Source organism: Lichenicola cladoniae, from assembly GCF_013201075.1.
GTDB lineage: Bacteria > Pseudomonadota > Alphaproteobacteria > Acetobacterales > Acetobacteraceae > Lichenicola > Lichenicola cladoniae.
On record NZ_CP053708.1, the window covers coordinates 1626867 to 1648457 of the forward strand.

The window sequence follows — 21591 nt, forward strand, 5'->3', positions numbered from 1 at the left end:
GAAATAACGATCATGACCAAGGTCTGGGACAAGAGCCGGCTGCCGTCACGGCATGTCACCGAGGGCGCGGATCGGGCACCGCATCGCAGCTACTACTATGCGATGGGGCTGACGGAGGCGGAGATCCACCAGCCGCTGGTGGGCGTCGCTACCTGCTGGAACGAGGCGGCGCCGTGCAACATCTCGCTGTCGCGCCAGGCGCAGTCGGTCAAGATCGGCGTCAAGGCGGGCGGCGGTACTCCGCGTGAATTCACCACCATCACCGTCACCGACGGCATTGCGATGGGCCACCAGGGCATGAAGTCCTCGCTGGTCTCGCGGGACGCGATCGCCGACACGGTCGAACTGACCATGCGGGGCCATTCCTACGATGCGCTGGTCGGGCTCGCCGGCTGCGACAAGTCGCTGCCCGGCATGATGATGGCGATGCTCCGGCTCAACGTGCCGAGCGTGTTCATGTATGGCGGCTCGATCCTGCCCGGCAAGTTCAAGGGCCGCGACGTCACCGTGGTCGACGTGTTCGAGGCGGTCGGCCAGCATGCTGCCGGCAACATGTCGGACGAGGACCTGTTCGAGCTCGAATGCGCCGCCTGTCCGTCGGCGGGTGCCTGTGGCGGCCAGTTCACCGCCAACACCATGGCGACGGTGAGCGAGGCGATCGGGCTGGCGCTGCCTGGCTCGGCCGGCTCGCCGGCACCGTACGAGGAGCGCGACCGGTTCGCGGTCGAAAGCGGCCGCGCGGTGATGGCATTGCTGGAATCCGGCCTGCGCCCGCGCGACATCGTCACGCTGAAGGCGCTGGAGAATGCCGCCGTCGTGGTGGCTGCCACCGGCGGTTCCACCAATGCAGGCCTGCATCTTCCGGCAATGGCGCACGAGGCGGGCATCCGCTTTACCATGGACGACGTGGTGCAGATCATGCGCCGCACCCCGTACATCGCCGACCTCAAGCCGGGCGGCAAATACGTCGCACTCGACGTGCATCGCGTCGGCGGCATCCCGGTGATCCTGAAGTCGCTGCTCGATGGCGGGCTGCTGCATGGCGACTGCATCACGGTCAGCGGCAAGACGATCGCCGAGAATCTCAAGGACGTGGTGTTCCCGAAGGACCAGGATGTGGTCTACCCGGTCGCCCAGGCGATCTCGACCACCGGTGGCGTGGTCGGGCTCAAGGGCAACCTCGCCCCGGACGGCGCGATCGTGAAGATTGCCGGCCTCAAGGAGCACCGGTTCGTGGGCTCGGCGCTGTGCTTCGATTGCGAGGAGGATGCGTTCGCGGCGGTCCAGGCCCGTGCCTACAAGGAAGGCGACGTCATCGTCATTCGCTACGAGGGTCCGAAGGGCGGTCCGGGCATGCGCGAGATGCTGTCCACCACCGGCGCGATCTACGGCCAGGGCCTCGGCGAGAAGGTTGCCCTGATTACCGACGGCCGCTTCTCCGGTGGCACGCGCGGTTTCTGCGTCGGCCATGTCGGCCCCGAGGCCGCGGAAGGCGGGCCGATCGCGCTGCTCCGCAACGGCGACCGCATCACCCTCGATGCTGATGCCGGCACGATCGAGGTGGCGCTATCGGATGCCGAGTTCGCCGAGCGCCGCGCCGCCTGGACCCCGCGCAAGACCGACTACAATAGCGGCGCGATCTGGAAGTTCGCGCAACTGGTGGGGCCGGCGCACCTGGGCGCGGTGACGCACCCAGGCGGCGCCGCGGAAACCCACGTCTACGCCGATATCTGATCCTGCACGGCCGGTACGGATCGTTGCCGGAACAGCAACGATCCGACGAGCAGCAGGCCGGCGCCGGCGGTCGTGGCCGGTAGTCCGAGACCAAGCCCGTGGCGGCTGGCGAGCAGATCGCCCACACTGGTCCCGGCAGTACGGGCGGCGAGAACGGTCAGCCAGTACGAGCCATTGCCGGTGGCGTTCGTCCGCTGCCTTAGCCAGAGCAGCGTTCCCAGCACCACGCAGAGCATGAGCGAGGCGGCGGCCAGCCCGTAACGGTCGGAGGCATCGTCGCCCAGCACCGTGCCGAGGGTGCCCGCGAGGAACAGGGTGACCCAGTAGGATGTGCTGGTCTCGGGCACCTCGGTGCTGCGCGAAATCCGCGCATCGGGAACCGTCCGGCCGACAAAAGCCGGCACCAGGGCCGACACCAGCAGCAGGATGGCCAGCACCGCGACCAGCGCATGATCCCCGAGCCGGAGATCATGCGTGGCGAGGTCGCCGATATTGGTGGCAGCGGCCCGGATGATCACCACGGCCACCCAGTAGAAGGCCACGAACCGTGCCCTGTTCCGGCCTGCCGCCAGCAGGGTCAGGGCAAGCAGCACGGCCAGGGGCGGAACACCGCGCCAATGGCCGAGATGCAAATTGTGCGAGATGAAGTCGCCAAGGCTGGCGCCGAACACGCTGGCGACGGACATCGACGCCCAGTAGCGCATACCGAGTGGGCGCACGCTACCGGGAGGTCGGTTCGTGATCAGCTGGAAACACCGATCGCCGGGTCGGTGACGCTGTCGCGGCCGGTTTCGACATGACCGGCGAGCTGGCACCGGAATACGGCGTCCTCCTCCACGGTGACGGTGAGGTCATACCAGCCGAACAACGACGACGACTCCAGCTTGATCTGGTGTTTTTCGCCGGGGGTCAGCGTGTGCCGGTCGATATGGCCGCTATAGGCGTTCAGGACGTGGACGCGAACACTGAACCGACCGCGGTTGCGCAAATTCACCACGACGCCGCAATTGCCTTCGTCCTCGTCCGCATCGACGACCACGTCGGCGTTGGCGAAGCTGGCGACGGCGCCCCGGAAGGTGCGCAGGAACCCGTTCGGGCCATAGACCGAGAGATCGTATGCGCCCGCGGTGGCAGCCAGCCAGCTATCCTCGAGCTTCACCTTCGGCTCGACCGTGTAGCTCCGCGGCACGTCGAGAGGATTGGTCGAGCGCACCTGGTAGACGGTGCCGACCGAGCCGTCGTTGCCGAACGCGATGCTGAACGAGCCGGCTTTCATGTCGGCATGTCCGTGCACGGACGAGCGATAGGGCAGGGCGCGTGCGCGGCGGATACCGCGTTCCTGTGCCGGCAGTGCCTGCACCACGGGCGGCAGCGGCACGTAGTCCGGATGACGCAGCGCATCCACCGGCTTGAAGGACGTCGTCGACGAGAGCGGGGCGATCGTCCGGTTCGGGCTCCGGAAGTCGAAGGCCGAGGTCAGGTCGCCGGCGACCGCGCGACGCCAGGGCGTGATGTTCGGCTCGACCAGGGCCGGGTTGTGGGGGCCGAAGCGCTGCTCGATGAAGCGGATGATCGAGGTGTGGTCGAACAGCTGGCTATTCACCCAGCCGCCCTTGCTCCAGGGCGACACCACGATCATCGGCACGCGGGCACCCAGCCCGTACGGACCGGCCATGGCGTCGGTACCGCCGGCATAGATCTCGTTGACGATCGAGACGGTCGACTGGCCGTGCGCCTTGGTCTGCGGCGGGGTCGGCGGCACCATATGATCGAAGAAACCGTCATTCTCGTCATAGGTGATCAGGAAGACGGTCTTGCTCCAGACGTCCGGGTTCGCGGTCAGGATGTCGAGCATCTGCGATACGTACCAGGCGCCGTAGTTGGCCGGCCAGTTCGGATGCTCGGTATAGGCTTCCGGGGCGACGATCCAGGACACCGGCGGCAGCTTGCCCTTGCTCACGTCGCTGCGGAACTCGTCGAACATCGTGCCGGAGACGGCGATGTCGGTGCCGGTCTTGGCGCCGACGGCGAGCGGAGAGCCGACGGCGGCGTTCTGGTACTGGTGGAAATACAGCAACGAGTTGTCGCCGTAATTGCCGATATAGGCGTTCTCGCCCCAACCCCAGCCGCCTCCGGCGGTCAGGCCGGTGCCGATATCCTGGTAGATCTTCCAGCCGATGCCTGCAGCCTGCAGCCGCTCGGGATAGGTCGACCAGTCATAGCCCGCCTCGGCATTGTCGATGACCGGGCCACCGTTCTTGCCGTCGTTGCCGACCCAGCCGGTCCACATGTAGTAGCGGTTCGGGTCCGTCGGGCCAAGCAGCGAGCAATGGTAGGCGTCGCAGATCGTGAAGGCGTCGGCCAGCGCGTAGTGGAACGGGATGTCGTTGCGGTCGAGATGGGCCATCGTCGTGGTGCCCTTGTTCGGCACCCACTGGTCCCAGTTGCCCTGGTTCCAGGCAAGATGGGTGGTTTCCCAGTCATGCGGCAGGTCCTGCAGGAACTGCATCCCCAGATCCGGCGCGGTCGGATGGAACGGCAGCACATAACCGGCGCCGAAAGGCTGGTACCAGACCGGCTTGCCGGACGGCAGGGTGACGGCGCGGGGATCGTCGAAGCCGCGCACGCCCTGCAAGGTGCCGAAATAATGGTCGAACGAGCGGTTCTCCTGCATCAGCACGACGATATGCTCGACGTCGTTGATGGTGCCGGTCCGGTTGTTCGCCGGGATCGCGAGCGCCCGGCCGATGCTCTGCTGCATGGTGGCGGCGAACGCACCCGATCCAAGCAATTTCAGAAAGGAACGACGATCGGCTGGTTGCATGGCCAGACACCTCAGGTTGTTGCAAACAATTTCAGGCGCCGGTACTAGACGGCTCGCATGTCAGGAGGATGACAGTCGCGCGAACGTTTGAAGACGTGCAACTTGTTCGCGATCCGCCCGGTGCGACTTGCAACGGTCATTTTACCGCTCCCGGATCGCTGCCTACACATTATCATTTGCCTGGGGGATAAGGCGCCGTGACGATCAACCAGTCCTGGAGCCGCCGCGGATTCCTGCGCCTGTCGGGTGCGGCAGGCCTGGCATCGACCGGTCTGCTATCCGCGCACGCCGCGACCATCCTGCCGCACGAGCGCTTCTCGTTCCTGTTCGTGACCGATACGCATCTGCAGCCGGAACTCGACGCGGCGGGCGGCTGCCATGCATGCTTCAGGAAAGCACATTCAATCGGCGGCGATTTCGCGATCCAGGGCGGCGACCATGTGTTCGACGCACTTGGAGTGGCGCAACCGCGTGCCGACAACCTGATCTCGCTCTACACGCGCACCGAGCAGGATCTCGGGATGAAGATCCATCATACCATCGGCAATCACGACTGTTTCGGCGTGTATACGAAAAGCGGCGTGCAGCCGACCGATCCGCTCTACGGCAAGAAGTTCTTCGAGGATCATTTCGGCCGGCTGTATTATGCATTCGATCATCGCGGCGTGCATTTCATCGTGCTCGACTCGATCGGCCTCACCGAGGATCGCGACTATGAGGGCCGGATCGATACTGCCCAGCTTGCCTGGCTGGCGTCGGATCTGGCAGCGCTGCCGGCGGGGACCCCGACCATCGTCGTCAGCCATATCCCGCTGGTCACCGCGTTCGACAGCTATGCGGCGCCGCTGCCGGTTCCGGCACGCCATCACAAGAACAGCGTGATCAACGGCTGGCAGGTGATCGACCTGCTGTCCGGCCACAACGTGCTTGGCGTGCTGCAGGGCCACGTCCACATCAACGAAACCATATTGTGGCGCGGCATTCCCTACATCACCGGTGGCGCGGTCAGCGGCAACTGGTGGCACGGCACGCATCTCGGCACGCCGGAGGGTTTCACGGTCGTCACCGTGGAGGACAACCGGCTCGTCACCCGCTACGAGACCTACGGCTTCAAGAGCGTCGATCCCCACAACACATGATGGACGTAGAAGGTCGCCACGGTGCGTCGCTGGATGACGCACCGTGGAACTTCGTCCGTTTTCTCCCGATCCGGCGCTAGGTGCCGGAAGAGGGCGCGATGATCAGGCCGGCGGTTCCTGCAGCCACAGGATCGCGGTCACGCCACGAGGATAATACTCGCTGCCGATCGCGATGCCGTTGATGATCTGGTCGCTCCAGGCCAGACGCCCGCTGGTCGAGTTGGTCAGCCAGGCCACTGCAGTGGAGTCGGCCTGATCAGTACTCTGCCTGATGTCGAGATCGAGCACACGCCTGCCGACGAACTCGTTCAGGTAGGTTTTCGAGAGCCAGGTATTGTCGCTCTGGCTGTCGAGTTTCCAGCCACCGTCGGTAGTGATGCAAACCCCGGTGGAAATGACCGTGGTCAGATGGCGCTGCATCGCCTTGATCAGCTTGCCGTATTGCCCGTCGACCGAAACGACGTCCTTGCGGCCAGCGAAGTAGGAATAGACAAGCCCTTCCACGACCGGAATGATCGGGATCGCCTCGCCGTTATAGACGTTCGACGCGATGAAGCCTCCTGGCGTGACGTGTGCCAGCAGGGTGTTGGCAACGCGCGTCGCCTGCTTGGCCGCACGGGCAGCCAGGCTGAGACGCCCGGTGGTTGCAAGCAACCCTTCCAGGATGACGTAGGCGGAGAAAGTCTTGCCGGCCAGATAGGTGTTGCCGACAGCCTCTTCGAGTCCGGCGCCGACGGAGTCGTAGGTGGTGATTTCCTCGCCGGTGCCGGTCTTGGTGCTGTTGTAGCTCTCGATGCCGTCGCGCTGGCTGGGATCCGGATTGTCCCGGTTCTCCAGGCTGACCAGGATCTGCTCGAAGATCGCCCCGTTCTTTTCCAGCCAGGCGACGTCGCCGGTCTGCGCCACATAAACGCCGGCGATCAGCGTCCAGTTGGTGAGCTGCTCGCCGGTCATGAACGAGAAGGTGCCGAACACGTTGGTGCGCTCGTAGTTCGAGGCGCCATCCGGCGAGAAGGCCGGCCACTGGCCCATGTCGTGCGTGAAGCTGATGCCGCCGGCACCGGTAGCGCCCCCGGCAAGTTCAGTCCCGCTCTGGTAGGAATAATGCGCCACGAAGTTGTCGAGTTCGTTTTTGACGGTCCAGGGGTTCATGCCGAGTTCGAAGAACAACTGGTCGACCGTCAGGTCGAACGTGTTCATGTACTGATACTGCCCCTCCATCACCACCCACCACGGCGTGCCGTCGCTCTGGGTCAGGAAAGCGGTGTTGCCGTAGTACGAGCGTATCGCGTGGGCCAGCATGAACTTCTGGTCGGACGATAGTTTCGAGTTGTCGACAAGCCTGTCGTCGGCCTGGAACGAGGCGATCCGCGACGGCAGGTTCTGCGTTGCCGCCAGGGCCACCGCCGCGATATCGGCGTACGACTTGGTGTACCAGAACGAGGTGACACGGCCGGTGGTCGCTGCTCCCGAGCGATGGAAGCTAAGTGCGAAGCGGACGGTCCTGGTGTGTCCTGCCGCCACCGTGACCGCGAGCCCGCCGACCGGGCCTGCGCCGGTTTCGCCGTTGATCGCACTGGTCATGCTGGCGCCGGTAAAGGCGACAGCCGTGGCATCGTCGGTGGTGATCGAATAAAGGCGCGGCGCGGTGCCGAACACGACACCCCGCGTGCCGGTCGGCATGATGATCGCGTTGCCGCCGGCGACGGCGAACGCCGCCATCATCTCGGTGGCACCGGTGCTGTTGTCGATGACCATCTCTGCAAAGATCGCCGGCAGCAACGCGTCGTTGAGGGAGTTGCGGGTCGAGGTGGAGATGCCGGTCAGCGGGCCATGCAGGAGCCCCGGCGATCCACCGGTCGGATCGGGGATCGACCGTACCGGCGAATAGAGGGTGAAGTTGAAGTCGGGGGTGGTGAACGTGTCGCTCGCGGCTCGGAAGTCACGCGTGACCACGGACAGGTCGTACGGCGTGATGCCGGTTTCCGCCACGGTATCGAAGAATGGCAGCGCCTGCGTGCGCCCATCGGTCCTTACACCGATGAACACGCTCTGTGCGCCAGGCAGTTTCTGCTCGATGCCGAAGCCGCCATTGGCGCCCGGATAACCGAGAGTGAATGTCGCATACGCACCGATCGGTGAATGATGCGCATTGAAGAAACGGTCGGAGGGCGTGTACGAGGGCGTCGGAATGGCTGCCGCAGTGCCGGCGGCGAAGGCATTCATGCCGCCGATGCCACTGCCCGCAAGTGCCGCGCCAAGGCCCGAAAGGGCGGACGCGCGCAACAGGGTTCGCCGCGTGGGACCACGCGATTCGAATTGTGTTTTCAGAAACTTGCTCCCGAGGACTGGATTTTACATCCTTTTGAGTAACGTGCCTCAGAACGTTACAGGCGAACTCTAGGAGAAGTCTTTCTGTTATGACAGAGTATTTCTTTTCACGCTTCGTTGATGGTTCTGGATCAGTCGTTATGCCAGACTTGCGAGGCTGGATCGGCATTGTCGCGAACCGATGACGGCCGCGGGCATGCGGTGTGCCGAACACGGTATACGGGATACGGCAGCGTCGCCGTATCCCGCGACCGATATCCGCTCGGTCGTTACTTGCGCGCGGAAATGATCGTGTCGAGCGATGCGGGACCCGTGCCGGTCCGCTCTAGATGCGGGTAGCGCAGGCCGCCATGGTAGTCGACGGTGACCATGCGGTAATGCCGGTCGGCCTTCAGCAGGATCTGGATCGGTGCCTTGTCGGTCAGGCTGGCCTTCAAGGTCTGCTTGAGCTCATCGGCATCGTAGGACAGCCCGTTCACGGCGACGATCTGCGTGCCGACGACGATGCCCGCCTTGAAGGCCGGACTGTCCCAGATCACGCCACGCACCGTGCCGTCGCTCTTGAGCGCCACGCCGAGCGAGAACGAAAGTTCGGTGTATTTCCGGTTGGCTTCCTCGCTCTTCAGGAACGGCGTTTCGGTGTCGGTGTAGGTGAGGCGGTAGCCGCCGCGGGTCAGTCCGTCGAGCGGCGCCTGGGGTCCGGTGGCGAACAGGCGCGCGTTCAGGAACGCGGCCCAATCATACGGTGCCACGGTGTTCAGCGCCTTGACCACGTCGGCCAACTGATAGGTCGCGGTGATGTAGCTGCCGTTGTCGATGCCGAAGAAGGCGCGGGCGAAATCGTCCAGGGACTTGCTGTCATGCGTCAGGCTGCGCAGCCGCGTGTCGACATCGAGCCAGACCAGGGCGCCTTCCTCGTAGTAATCCTCCGACCGTTGCCAGGACCGGAACGGGATCGGCCGCCGGCTGGCGATGACCGGGTCATTGGTTGTGTCTTCCAGGTTGCGCCAGCTGCGGCCGATTCCGGTCGAATAGGTAGCCGCCGTGTAGGCGAGGCTGTCCAGCACCTCCTGCCTGCTGATCAGCCCGGAGCGCGCCGCCAGGATCTTGCCCCAGTACTGCGTCTGGCCCTCATAGACCCAGAGCAGGCTGTCCTGCTCCGGAACGTTGAAGTTCGGCTGCCAGAGATCGGCCGGCCGCCGGAACTTGCCGTTCCAGCTATGGGTGTATTCGTGCGGCAACAGGTCGCGCTCGGGCGCCATCTTGTCCCACTCGGTGAAGTAGCCCGGTTCGACGCCGTTCTCGGACGAGCGATGATGCTCGAGGCCGATGCCGCCCAATTCGTCCGACAGCGACAGCAGGAAATCATAATGGTCGTAATGGTGCGAGCCGAACAGGCGCTGCGCCTGCACGACCAGCGCGCGATGGCGGGCAAGCTGGTCGGGGGTGATGGCCAGGTCGTCCGGCCGGTCGGCGGCGATGTCGAGATGCACGGGCACTGCCGCACCCGGGGCCAGGTCCTCGCGCCGGAAGTAGCGACCGGCGAGCATCGGGTTGTCGACCAGCGTGTTCAGGGGCACCGGCTTGAAGTGGGTGACCGCACCGGCGGTGGATGCGACATCGAGGCCGGTGCCGAAGCTCCAGCCCGCGGGCAGGGTGACCGACGCATCCATGGTGATGTCACGGGAGAAATACCCGGCCGGATACAGCAGCATGTTGTTCCACTGCAGGCTGAGCATCGCCGGCGTCATCGCCACCCGGCCCTGTTTCGGCTCGGTCGGCGACAGGAACTGGAAATCGAGGTCGAGCGAGGTGCTCCCTCGCGGAACCGGTATGTGGAACGCATAGACGTCCACCGGATCCCGTACCCATCCAAGGCGCGTGCCGCCGGCGTTCACCACCAGGCTGGCGAATGCATCGAGCTCTCCGCTGGGCGAATGATCGCCAGGCAGCCATTTCGGGAACAGCAGCACCATGTCGCCACCGCTTGCCGACAACTGGGCCGGCACCGGGACGGTCTCGTGGCCGGTGAAGATGTGCCGGTCGAGATCGGTGGCGTCGATCCGGAGCGCGATGTGTCCGGGAAATGGACGGTCCTGCGGCGCGGCGATCGCGGCCGGTGCCGTAGCCGGTTGCGGCTGGGCCTGATCCTGGACTTGCGGCTGGGCATCAGCGGCAGGAGCGATCAGGAATGCGAGCATGGCAGTGCAGGCTGCCAGCCTTTGTCGTAGCGTCGGGAGCCGGGAAGAGTGGAAAGACACGGTGTGAACTGCCTCGCTGGTTGGGCGTTATAACGCCTACACCGCGAAGCTATGCAACCGCCGGACCACGGTCACGTCCTGGCGAGCATCCGCAGCGGGGACTGCTTCACGAATACTTCAATCCCCAGCTTACAGTGAGTGCGGACGAGAATGGAGAACCTACCCATGGCTGAACGCCAGCACGAGGCGAGCACAGATCGCGTCGCCGTGTCGCGTCGCGGCGTGCTCCAGGGCGGAGCCGTTGCGGGGGCAGGGTTGATCGCCGGGGTTCCGACCGCCCGCGCCGAGCCGCAAACCACGCCGCCGGCACCGGTTACAAGGCTGGAAACCACGGTGCGTCCGGTAGTGATGCAGCAGGTGAACATCATCGTGAACGGCGAGCCACAGACGCTTAGCCTCGATGCGCGGACCACGCTGCTCGACATGCTGCGCGAGCATCTGCATCTCACCGGGACGAAGAAGGGCTGCGACCACGGCCAGTGCGGTGCCTGCACGGTGCTGACCGATGCCGGTCGCGTCAATTCCTGCCTCGGCCTGGCGGTCATGCATGACGGCGACCACGTCACGACGATCGAAGGGCTCGCGAAGGGCGACGAGCTGCATCCGATGCAGGCGGCATTCCTCGAGCATGACGGCTACCAGTGCGGCTATTGCACGCCGGGCCAGATCTGCTCCGCGATCGGCATGCTGGATGAGCATCGCAAGGGTTGGCCGAGCTGGGTGACGGAGAACCTGCCGGCGGGCCAGCCGGCGCTGACCGATCTCGAGCTGCGCGAGCGCATGAGCGGCAATATCTGCCGCTGCAGCGCCTACCCCAACATCGTCGCGGCAATCCGCGAAGCCGAAGGAAAGATCCCGGCATGAGGAGCTTCTCCTACGAGCGTGCGTCCGACGCCCGAGCGGCGGCGAAGTCCGCGAGCGTCCAGGATGCGAGCTTCATCGCCGGCGGCACCAACCTGCTCGACCTGATGAAGCTGGAGATCGTGGTGCCGGCCCACCTGGTCGATCTTGGCCGGCTCGACCCGGGCGGGGTAGCCCCGACTCCGGATGGCGGCCTGCGCATCGGTGCGGGCGTCAGCAACAGCATCCTCGCGGCGGACCCGACGGTCCGTGCCCGCTATCCGCTGCTGTCGCAGGCGCTGCTCGCCGGAGCCTCGCCGCAGCTGCGCAACAAGGCGACGACCGCCGGCAACCTGCTGCAGCGCACGCGGTGCGGGTATTTCTACGACACCGCCGCGCCCTGCAACAAGCGCCAGCCGGGCACAGGATGCTCGGCCCTCCAGGGCTTCAACCGGATGAATGCGGTGGTCGGCGGCAGCACCGATTGCATCGCCGTGCATCCGTCCGACATGGCGGTGGCGATGATGGCGCTCGACGCGACCATCGAGACCGTGGCGCCGAACGGCGACACGCGCCGCATTCCGATCGCGGGCTTCTACCGCCTGCCGGAGCACACGCCGCATCTGGAAACCGTGCTGCAGCCCGGCGAACTGATCACCGCCGTCACGTTGCCGCCGCCACCGCCCGGCCTGCAGGGCTATCGCAAGATACGCGACCGGGCGTCCTACGCGTTCGCGCTGATCTCGGTCGCGTCGATCGTCGACGGCGCCGGTGGCCACATCCGGCACGCGCGTTTCGCCTGTGGCGGCCTGGCCCCCAGGCCCTGGCGCGTTCCGGCCGCGGAGGCCGCCCTCGCCAACGTGTCGGCGGATGCCGAAACGATCGACCATGCCGCCGACCTGCTGCTCCAGGGCGCCGCCGGCCATGGCCATAACGACTTCAAGATCCCGATGACCCGCCGCCTGCTGGCCCATGTGGTTTCGACAGCGGTGGCCGGGTCCGACCAGGAGCTCATTCATGGCTGACGGCGACCCGAAGGGCCTGCATGCGCCAAGCCTCATCGGTCCGTTCGGGCCCGGCATCGACCGAGTCGATGGACGGCTGAAGGTTACGGGCCATGCGACCTACGCGTACGAATACGGCGCCGACGAGTATCACGGCCCGGCGCCGCTGGTCGGGTTCATCGTGCCGGCCACCATCGCGCGCGGCCGGATCGTGTCGATCGACGCGAAGGCGGCGGAAGCGGCGCCCGGCGTCAGGCTGGTGCTGACCCATGCCAATGCGCCGGCGCAGGCTCCGTGGGGCCCGCTCGACGCGCAGGATCGCTTTGCCCGCGCGAAGCCGGAACTCGGGTCCGACATGATCCGGCATTACGGCGAGCCGGTCGCGTTCGTGGTCGCCGACAGCTTCGAGCAGGCGCGTGCGGCCGCGATGGCGATCCGCGTCGAGTATGCGCCGGACGCGATCGACGTCGATCTGCTGCCGTCGCTCGGGAACGGCCAGCTGCTGGCCAAGATGGATGGCGGCGAGAAGCCGCAGAGCTCGGTCGGCGACGCGACCGCCGCCTTCGCGAAGGCACCTGTCCGCATCGACGTGCATTACGATACGCCCTACCAGAACCATGCGCAGATGGAGCCGCATGCGAGCCTGGCGAAATGGGACGGCCCGAAGCTGACGATCTGGTGCTCGTCGCAGATGGTCGACAGCCACCAGGCCGGTGTCGCCGCGACCCTGCAGATGTCCAAGACCAACGTCCGGATCGTCAGCCGCTATATCGGTGGCGGCTTCGGCGGCAAGCTGCCGTACTTCTCGGACCAGATCCTGGCGGCGCTGGCGGCCAAGCGGCTCGGTCATCCGGTGAAGGTGGCGCTCACCCGGCAGCAGATGTTCCACCTGACCAGCCATCGCACGCAGACGTTCCAGCATCTCCGGATCGGCGCCGGTCATGACGGTACGTTGCAGTCGGTGTCGCACGATGCCTGGATCCAGACTGCCCGCTACGACAATTTCGTCGAGAACGTGGCCCAGCCGACCCGCGGCCTCTATGCGTCCCCCAACATCTCGACGCTCCACAAGGTGGTGAAGCTGGACCTGCCGCCGTCGGACTCGATGCGGGCACCGGGAGACGCGGTCGGCTCGCTGTCCCTCGAATGCGCCCTGGACGAGTTGGCCGACGCCACCGGGGTCGATCCGGTCGCCCTGCGCCTGCGCAACGACACCATGGTCGACCCGACGACGCACGAGCCGTTCACCAGCCGCAAGCTGGCGCAGTGCCTGACCGCGGGTGCCGCGAAATTCGGCTGGGACAAGCGTCCCGCCAAGCCGGGCACGCAGCGCGATGGCGAATGGCTGATCGGCTACGGCATGGCATCGGCGTATCGTGGCAACATGCTGCGCAACGCCTCCGCAGAGGTGACCCTGGCGCCGGACGGGCACCTGACCGTGCGGCTGGCGATGACCGACATCGGAACCGGCACCTACACGATCCTGACCCAGATCGCCGCCGAAAGCATGGGGCTGCCGGTCGGGCAGGTGACCGTGCTGATGGGAGACACCAACTTCCCGCCGACTGCCGGCTCCGGCGGTTCTTTCGGCGCCGAAACGTCCGGATCGGCGGTATTCCGGGCCTGCGAGAACCTCCGCGGCGCCCTCGCCAAGGCGGCCATCGCCGACGTGCGTTCGCCGCTGCATGGGGTCGATGCGGACGGGATCGTGTTCGAGAATGGGCGTATCGCGTCCGGCAGCCAGGGCGAGCCTCTCGGCGCGCTGGCCGGGCGGATGTCGCCGGACGGGGTGTTCGCCAAGGGACAGGTCAGCAAGTCCGAGAAGCCGAAGGGCAAGGCCCAGGCCTCGTTCGGGGCGCACTTCGCCGAAGTCGGCGTGAATGCGATCACCGGCGAGGTCCGGATGCGTCGCATGGTCGGGGTATTCGCGGTCGGACGCGTGCTGAACGTGAAGACGCTGACGTCGCAGCTGATGGGCGGCATGATCTGGGGACTCAGCAGCGCGCTGACCGAGGAGAATGTCGTCGATACCAGGATAGGCAAGTTCGCGAACCAGGATCTCGCCAACTACCACGTGCCGATCCAGGCCGATGTCGGGTCGGTCGAGGTCAGCTTCCTGCCCGAGACCGACGATCTGGTGAACCCGATCGGGGTCAAGGGCGGCGGCGAACTCGGGATCTGCGGCTCGGGCGCAGCGATCGGGAATGCGGTTTTCAATGCCACCGGAGTGCGTATCCGCAGCTTCCCGATCACCCCGGACAAGCTGATCCCACACCTGCCCGCATTAAAGTTTGTTTGATTAAGAGAGCTTTACGCTTCGATACGCAAAGCATCATTGCGGCGATCGAGCCCGTCTGTTCAGATCTGTAGCATGGACAGGCTGAGCCCGATTACCGCCGAGGAACCGACCATCGCACCCACCGGCGGGTCGGGCGCCGTCCGGAGCACCGTCTACGCCGCGCTGGCGATCATGATCGCCGCCGGTGCCTGGGTGCGCTTCAACGACACCATCGCGACGCTCTCGCCGACCCTCGCGGCGCCCGCCGCCGGGGTGGCGCAGCAGCACCAGCGGCAGCTGGAGGCCGGCCATCCGAGCGGACTGCTCGAGATCGGGCTGCTGCCGCAGGGTTCGGCGGCCGCTGCGGTCGCGACGATGGGATTGCCGCAGGGCGATGCCACCTCGATGGTTGCTGACCTCAAGCGCGACCGGCTGCGGCTGGTGCAGCTGCCGCTGTTCGATGCCGGTCCCGCCACACCCGACGGAATGCTCGGACGGGCCGTGCAGGTCAGCTCCGGCGGCTATAGCCGGCTCATACACCTGACCCGCCAGCCGATCCTGGTGACGCTCCCGATCGATCATGTCGGCACGGTGTCGTTCAAGGTCGCAGGCGCGGATCCGGTCGGGATCGGCGCCCTGACCCTGTCGGGGCCGATCGAACTGCCGGTGCTGGCGACCGGGCAGCAACTCGACATCGGAGTGGTCGCGCAATGAAGGGCCTGCTGCCGATGGCGACGCGGCTGATGCCGCTGATGATGCTGGCGTTCCTGACGCTGGCGACCGTCCAGATCATCATGCAGCTGCATCTGTCGCCCGAGCACATGCTACAGGTCATGCTGTCCTGGCTGACGAAGCTCGGCCCGTTCTACGCGGGGGCGGGGGCATTGGCCTGGGCGCTGGTGATCGGCGGCATAGGCTACGAATGGCGTGCCGGCATCGCCGACCGGCGGTCACGGGCGGCTGGACGCAACCTGCGGGTCGACGCCTGGGCGCGACGCAGAAAACGGGGATGGATGATGGACGTTCTGGCCCGGCTGACAAATCGCGCAGCCCTCGAGGACATGCTCTCGAAACAGGAGAAGGCGACCGTCATCGACTCGGTGGCACTCTCCGCGACGCTGCGCTCGCAGGTCATCGGACAGGACCAGGTCTGCGAGGACATCGCCCAGCAGCTGCGCCGGCGCCTTGCCTTGCAGGTGCGCGGCAAGCCGGTCGGCATCTTCCTGCTCGCGGGCCCACCCGGAACCGGCAAGACCTATCTCGCCAAGCGGCTGGCGGCGGCACTCGGCCGCAAGCTGCTGCATTTCGACATGACACAGATGAGCAGCCCGCACGCGGCGACCCAGCTGTTCGGCTCGCCGAAGGGCTACGTGGGGTCGGACACCTACGGCAAGCTGACCGGCGGCCTGAAGGAAACCCCGGACTCCGTCGTGCTGCTCGACGAGATCGAGAAGGCGCATCCGGACGTGTTCAAGAAGTTCCTCAGCGCCTGGAACGACGGTCACGTCACCGAGGCATCCGTCGGCACGCAGGTATCGACCACGCGCGCCATTTTCGTGCTGACCTCGAATATCGCCACCGAGGCACTCAGCGAGATCGCCGAGCGTCACGTGGACGATCCCGAGGCGATGCGCCAGGCCTCGGTGGACGCGCTCCGCCTCGCCGGTTTCGCGCCGGAAGTCCTGAACCGGCTTGACCGGATCTTCGTGTTCCGCAGCCTGGGCGGCCTGGACGTGGCCCGTGTGGCGGCACTCGAGATCGAGGCGATGATCGCCAGCTACGGGCTCGAAGTCGATGCAGGCGGTATCGATCCGTCGCTGCTGTTCGAGGTAATGCAGAAGCAGGACCGGCTGGGGCAGGGCGCCAGCGCCCGCGACCTCGTGCGCTCGATCGAGGAGATGGTCAGCGACGGGCTGATCGAGGCCCGCCAGAAGGGCGCGCACCGGGTCCGGCTGGAGAAGGGCGAGGATGGCATCATTACCCGCATCGCCGACCTGAAATCGCCCGGCAAGGACGTTCCCGCCGCCATGACCGCCGTCCCCTGACCGGTGGCGCCTGGACATAATCCATGATCCGCCGGTTATGGCGCCGTGCGCCGGCCTGGCGTTTCTGCCTGATCACGGCGGTGGCGCTGACCGCGCTGACCGCGATGTTCCCGCCGGCGGTCCCGCATCTGCCTTCGTTTCTGCAAAAGCACCCCGAAGCGGGGAATGCCGCCGATCTTGCCCATTATAGCGCCCCGTCGCACGAGGCGCCGACGCTTCCGGCCGACAGCGGCATGATCCACATGCCGCCGCCGGATGCCGGCCGGCAGGGGATCGTTCCGGTCAGTGGCCGCCTGCTGCCGCTGCCGGCCGGAACATGGCACGAACTCGCGCTGGCGAGGCTCGGCGGCCCCGAACCTAAACAGGTGACCGTGCTCGACCGTATCGACGGCAATCACCTGGTGGGCCTGATCGTCAGCGTTGCGCCGACGCCGCAGGTCGCGAGCGCCGGTCCGGTGAGGATACCGCCATCATGCATCGATCCCGAACGGATCGCCGGCCACATCACAACGGCGGAGCCCGGCGACAGCCCGCTGACCCACCAGTGCTGGAGCCTGCTGCCGATCGACATGAAGCAGGCGGTGTCAGACAAGGGCGGCAACGAATTGCTGCAGCGGGGGATGGCGCGCCTGGGCGAGCGCAACATCGCCGTGCCCGACCAGATGCTGATGCTGAGCTATTTCAGCTCCGACGATAATGGCTGGCTGATGACCTCGGTCTACCTGCCGGATCATCCCGGTTATCTGCCGGGTGCCCTGCATCGCATCCAGGACTGGGCCCAGCGCTTCTCGGTGCCGATCCAGAAGGGCTTTACCGGGACGCTGACAGAGGCCGACCTGACCCCGGCGATCATTCGCGACCCGACCTGAGACGGAGCGTCCGCGGTGCCGAACCTGCTACTGGCCTATCTCGCCTGGACCATCGCGTGGCATGGGTTCGAGTTCTATCTCGGACGCCGGCAGGCAGCTTCGGTGCGTGGTCACCGCGATGCGGTGCCGGCCGCCTTCGTTGCCAGCGTGCCGATCGCGGATCACCGCAGGGCCGCCGACTACAGCCTGGCGCGGCTGCGGTTCGGGGAATTCGCCGGCGCGATCGATCTCGCCGTGTCCCTCGTCGGGCTGCTGTGGGCATTTGACGCGGTGGCCGGGCTCGCCGCGATTTGGGCGCCGCCGTCCATCCTGCGGAGCCTGCTCATCCTCGGCGTGTTGTGGGTGTGCGGCAGCCTGATCGGCCTGCCGATCGGCGCCTGGCGCGATCTGGTGCTGGAGCAGCGGTTCGGGTTCAACCGCAAGAGCACCGGCCTGTTCATCCGCGATGCGCTCACCTCGCTCGGCCTCACCGCCCTGATCGGCGGCCCGGTGGTCGCCGGCATCCTGTGGGCGATGCGCGACCTCAGCGGCTACTGGTGGGTCTGGGTGTGGGCGGCGCTGACGCTGGTGATGTTCGCGGCGCCGACCATCCATGTCCGCATCGTGGCACCTTTGTTCAACCGGTTCACGCCGCTGCAGGGCGAGCTTGCCGACCGGATCGAGGGATTGCTCGCGCGATGCGGCTTCCGGTCCGGCGGCCTGTTCCAGATGGATGCCTCCAAGCGCTCCAGTCGTGGCAACGCCTATTTCATCGGCTTCGGCCCGACCAAGCGCATCGTCCTGTTCGATACGCTGCTGGACAAGCACGATACCGACGAGATCGAGGCGGTGGTGGCGCATGAGCTCGGCCATTTCCGCCATCACCACACGCTGTTCGGCATGCTGCGCGGCATCGTCGGCCTGTTCGTGATGCTGGCGGTGGTCGGGTGGCTGGCACGCCAGCCCTGGCTGCTCCCGGGCTTCGGGATCCGCCATGCCGATCCCGCGCTGGCGCTGTTGCTGGCGGTGCTGCTGGCCGGCGCGGTATCGCCGCTGCTCGGCCTGCTGGGCAACGTGGTTTCGCGCCGGCACGAGTTCCAGGCGGACGATTTCGCCAGGCGCACCGTCGGCGCGGCGCCGATGATTTCGGCCCTGACGCGGCTGGCACGCGACAACGCCAGCACCTTGACGCCGGACCGGCTGTTCTCGCTGGTGCACGACACGCATCCGCCGGTGCCGGTTCGCGTGGCCCGGCTGGTTGCCTGAACCATAGTCGCGGCCCGGCACCATGCCGCGGCCGCAAACACGGAGTTTCGACCATGGCAGATGAATTCCAGACCCTGCAGCCCGGCCTGCGCTATCGCGACGACGTGGTCGGCGAGGGCGCGCAGCCGGCACAGGGACAGACGGTCAGCGTCCATTACACCGGCTGGCTCGACAACGATGGCGAGCAGGGCAAGAAGTTCGACAGCTCGCGCGATCGCGGCTCGCCGTTCCGCTTCACGCTGGGCGTGCAGCAGGTCATTTCCGGCTGGGATCTCGGCGTCGCCTCGATGCGCGTCGGTGGTCGTCGCACGCTCCGGCTCGCGCCCGAGCACGGCTACGGCGCCCGCGGTGCCGGCGGTGCCATTCCGCCGAACGCCACGCTGATCTTCGACGTCGAGCTGCTCGGCGTCGGCTGAAGTAACGAAGCACCCGGAGGCGATCGTCTCCGGGTGCATCCGCCTCAGGGTTCCGGATCGCCTTCCATGTGGGCACCGGGCAGGACCGCCGGCTGCCGTGCAGCGACCAGCGCGACGAGCACCGATCCGCCGACGACGCACAGCTCGATCGACCGCGCCAACCCGATCATGCCGCCTCCCCATGGCACGACGAAGCTGGCGACGCCCTGGCCGAGCGACGCCACCGCGTAGCTGATCCCCATCCCGAACGACCGGTTCTCGGACCTGAAGCGCTGCGACAGGTAATGCGGCACCAGCGCGAACACGCTGTTGCCGAAGAAGCCCATGCCGCAGGCAGCGGCCAGCAACACCCCGGTCGATCCGCCGGACAGGAACGGCACGATGTCGAGCACGGTCAGGACCAGATACACCACCAGCGTGATGCGGCCGCCGAATCGGGTGGCCGCCCAGCCGCAGACCGGCTTGCCGACGATCGAACCGAGGCAGTAGGCGGCGACCGCCGGGAACACCATTGCCGGCGTGAAGCCGTGAACGTCGCGCAGGAACGACGGGTAGAAGCTGTAGATCGCCGCGTTCTGGAACTGCAGGAACAGCATGAACAGCAGCGCCTGGATCGCTGCCGGACCGAAGCGGAATTTGGGCCGCGGCGCCGCGGTGGGCGCCTGCCGGCTCTTTTCGCGCATCCGCAGCCAGACCGGGCTCTCCGGCACCCCGATGCGGATGAAGATCGCCAGCAGGGCCGGCACGATGTCGATGAAGAACAGCACCCGCCAGCCATAATGCGGCAGGATGAGCGCCTGCGCGCCGGCAGCGGCGAAGAAGCCGAACTCGTAGCCGGACATCATGATCGCCGAGGCCATCGGCCGGGTCTTCGGCGGCACGCTCTCCATCAGCAGCGACGCGGATGCGGTCCATTCGCCGCCGAAACCGATCCCGAACAGCAGCTGGATCACCACCATCGCGGTGTAGCTCCAGGCCAGACCGGAGACGCCCGAGAACACCGCGAACCAGATGACCCCGATCATGAAGGTCAGCTTTCTTCCGTAGCGATCGGCGAGCCAGCCCCAGCTGGTGTTGCCGATCAGCCGGCCGATGCTTTGCGCGGTGATGACCAGGCCCATGCCGGTCAGCGACGCGCCAAGGCTCTTGCCGATGTCCGGCAGCGCCAGCAGCAGCACCACCTGGTCGAACGCGTCGAGAAACCAGCCCAGGAAGGCGGCCAACGTTACCCGCCAGTAGGGCAGCAGCTGCCGTAATGCCCCCGGCTCCCCGCCCGGGCCGGATGCATGATCGGAGGCCTGCGTGATGCTGTCCGGCACGTGATCTCCCGTCGCGATGCCATTGCGGTGTCATTGAACAGGATGCCGGAGCTGGAGTTCCGGCTCGGGGCGGACTGCTTGCCAGGGGGGTAGAAGGCTATTAATTGTCTGAGTAATCCCGGACCGTCGCTTGGGTTGCACGGCCGGCCCGCCCGCCGTGCGAAGGATCATGCGATGACGACCAGGACCGGTTCATGACGACGACAGGTGCCGCACCGCAGGTCGAGAGTTTCGGCCGGCTTGCCGATGGCACTGCGGTCGAGGCGGTCAGCCTCCATAATCGCCATGGCGTCTCGGTGCGGCTGATCAGCCTCGGCGCCACGGTGCAGTCGCTGCGGGTGCCCGGGCGCGACGGCACGGTCGCCGACATCGTGCTCGGTTGTTCCGACGTCTCCGGATATATCGACGATCCGCAATTCTTCGGCGCGACCATCGGTCGTTTCGGCAACCGGATCGGCAAGGGCCGGTTCACCCTCGACGGCGTCGAGCATCAGGTGCCGGCCAGCGACGGGCCCAACGCCCTGCATGGCGGTGCAAACGGCTACGACAAGCGTGTCTGGGAGATCGCCCGGTTATCCGCGCCCGGCGAGCCGGCCGGCGTCGTGTTCCGGCGGATCAGCCCGGACGGCGAGGAAGGGTTTCCCGGCACGCTCACCGTCCAGGCCAGCTACCGGCTCGACGATGACGGGCTCACGCTCGAGTACGAGGCGACCACCGACCGGCCGACGGTGCTGAACCTGACCAACCACAGCTACTTCAACCTGGCGGGCGTCGAGAGCGGTCGTTCGGCGCTGGACCATGTGCTGTGGATCGATGCCGATGCCATCACCCCGGTCGACCGGACGATGATCCCCACCGGCGAGGTCCTGCCGGTCGCGGGCACGCCGTTCGATTTCCGGACACCGACCGTGATCGGGTCCAGGATCCGCGACGCAACCGACCAGCAGCTCGCAGCCGGACCCGGCTACGACCACAACTACGTCCTGCGGGCCGGCGTGACCGCGCAGCCGGAAGTCGCCGTGCGGGTCGAGGATCCGGCATCCGGGCGGGTGCTCGAGATCGCGACCACCGAACCGGGGGTGCAGTTCTATTCGGGTAACTTCCTGGATGGGACCACGCTGGGCAAGGGCATGCAGCTCTACCGCCAGGGCGACGGCCTCTGCTTCGAGACCCAGCATTTCCCGGACTCGCCGAACCATCCGCATTTCCCGAGCACGCGTCTCGATCCCGGCCAGACCTTCCGTTCCACAACGGTCTGGCGCTTCACGACCAGCGGAATTTGAAGC

At 66.4% G+C, this 21591-nt stretch carries 16 protein-coding genes; 11 read left to right on the forward strand and 5 right to left on the reverse strand.

Annotated features, from left to right (window positions below; translation table 11 throughout):
* The first annotated feature begins 12 nt into the window (after positions 1-12).
* A complete protein-coding gene (gene ilvD, locus HN018_RS07540) occupies positions 13-1734 on the forward strand; it encodes a dihydroxy-acid dehydratase (protein ID WP_171834907.1) in 1722 nt (573 codons plus the stop codon).
* Here ilvD and HN018_RS07545 read toward each other — a convergent pair.
* A complete protein-coding gene (locus HN018_RS07545; RefSeq protein WP_171834908.1) occupies positions 1719-2453 on the reverse strand; it encodes a COG4705 family protein in 735 nt (244 codons plus the stop codon). The genes ilvD and HN018_RS07545 overlap by 16 nt on opposite strands.
* A 23-nt stretch (positions 2454-2476) precedes the next feature.
* On the reverse strand, positions 2477-4558 hold the full coding sequence (locus HN018_RS07550; protein ID WP_171834909.1) for a phosphocholine-specific phospholipase C: 2082 nt from the start codon (positions 4556-4558) through the stop codon (positions 2477-2479).
* Between the two features lie 197 nt (positions 4559-4755).
* On the opposite strand from HN018_RS07550, the gene HN018_RS07555 reads away from it, so the two are divergent.
* On the forward strand, positions 4756-5697 hold the full coding sequence (locus HN018_RS07555; RefSeq protein WP_239479119.1) for a metallophosphoesterase family protein: 942 nt from the start codon (positions 4756-4758) through the stop codon (positions 5695-5697).
* Positions 5698-5799: 102 nt separating this feature from the next.
* Here HN018_RS07555 and HN018_RS07560 read toward each other — a convergent pair whose 3' ends face one another.
* Both HN018_RS07560 and HN018_RS07565 read right to left on the reverse strand, forming a co-directional pair.
* Complete coding sequence (locus HN018_RS07560; RefSeq protein ID WP_171834910.1) at positions 5800-7983, reverse strand: glycoside hydrolase family 52 protein; 2184 nt, start codon at positions 7981-7983, stop codon at positions 5800-5802.
* A gap of 314 nt (positions 7984-8297) precedes the next feature.
* Positions 8298-10229, reverse strand: coding sequence for a M61 family metallopeptidase (locus HN018_RS07565; protein WP_171834911.1), 1932 nt, complete (start codon positions 10227-10229; stop codon positions 8298-8300).
* A gap of 225 nt (positions 10230-10454) precedes the next feature.
* Between HN018_RS07565 and HN018_RS07570 the strand changes: the two genes are divergently transcribed.
* The 8 genes from HN018_RS07570 to HN018_RS07605 all read left to right on the forward strand — a co-directional run bounded on the left by HN018_RS07570 (position 10455) and on the right by HN018_RS07605 (position 18986).
* Positions 10455-11153 carry a 2Fe-2S iron-sulfur cluster-binding protein gene (locus HN018_RS07570; RefSeq protein ID WP_171834912.1) on the forward strand — a complete coding sequence of 233 codons (699 nt, stop codon included), beginning with the start codon at positions 10455-10457 and terminating at the stop codon, positions 11151-11153.
* Entirely contained in the window at positions 11150-12154 is a 1005-nt protein-coding gene (locus tag HN018_RS07575) for an FAD binding domain-containing protein (RefSeq protein ID WP_171834913.1), read from the forward strand. Before HN018_RS07570 ends, HN018_RS07575 begins: the two co-directional genes overlap by 4 nt.
* Complete coding sequence (locus tag HN018_RS07580; RefSeq protein ID WP_171834914.1) at positions 12147-14432, forward strand: xanthine dehydrogenase family protein molybdopterin-binding subunit; 2286 nt, start codon at positions 12147-12149, stop codon at positions 14430-14432. Before HN018_RS07575 ends, HN018_RS07580 begins: the two co-directional genes overlap by 8 nt.
* 72 nt (positions 14433-14504) lie before the next feature.
* Positions 14505-15125 (forward strand): hypothetical protein, encoded by a 621-nt coding sequence (locus HN018_RS07585; RefSeq protein WP_171834915.1) that lies wholly within the window; start codon positions 14505-14507, stop codon positions 15123-15125.
* Positions 15122-16456, forward strand: coding sequence for an AAA family ATPase (locus HN018_RS07590; protein ID WP_171834916.1), 1335 nt, complete (start codon positions 15122-15124; stop codon positions 16454-16456). The genes HN018_RS07585 and HN018_RS07590 overlap by 4 nt, the downstream gene beginning before the upstream one ends.
* A 23-nt stretch (positions 16457-16479) precedes the next feature.
* A complete protein-coding gene (locus HN018_RS07595) occupies positions 16480-17325 on the forward strand; it encodes a hypothetical protein (RefSeq protein WP_171834917.1) in 846 nt (281 codons plus the stop codon).
* A gap of 15 nt (positions 17326-17340) precedes the next feature.
* A complete protein-coding gene (locus HN018_RS07600) occupies positions 17341-18570 on the forward strand; it encodes a M48 family metallopeptidase (protein WP_171834918.1) in 1230 nt (409 codons plus the stop codon).
* A 53-nt stretch (positions 18571-18623) separates the two neighbouring features.
* Entirely contained in the window at positions 18624-18986 is a 363-nt protein-coding gene (locus HN018_RS07605; RefSeq protein ID WP_171834919.1) for an FKBP-type peptidyl-prolyl cis-trans isomerase, read from the forward strand.
* A gap of 44 nt (positions 18987-19030) precedes the next feature.
* Here HN018_RS07605 and HN018_RS07610 read toward each other — a convergent pair whose 3' ends face one another.
* Positions 19031-20305 (reverse strand): MFS transporter, encoded by a 1275-nt coding sequence (locus HN018_RS07610; protein ID WP_239479121.1) that lies wholly within the window; start codon positions 20303-20305, stop codon positions 19031-19033.
* A 194-nt stretch (positions 20306-20499) separates the two neighbouring features.
* On the opposite strand from HN018_RS07610, the gene HN018_RS07615 reads away from it, so the two are divergent.
* Positions 20500-21588, forward strand: a complete 1089-nt coding sequence (locus HN018_RS07615) for an aldose epimerase family protein (RefSeq protein WP_171834920.1) — start codon at positions 20500-20502, stop codon at positions 21586-21588.
* The last annotated feature ends 3 nt before the right edge of the window (positions 21589-21591 follow it).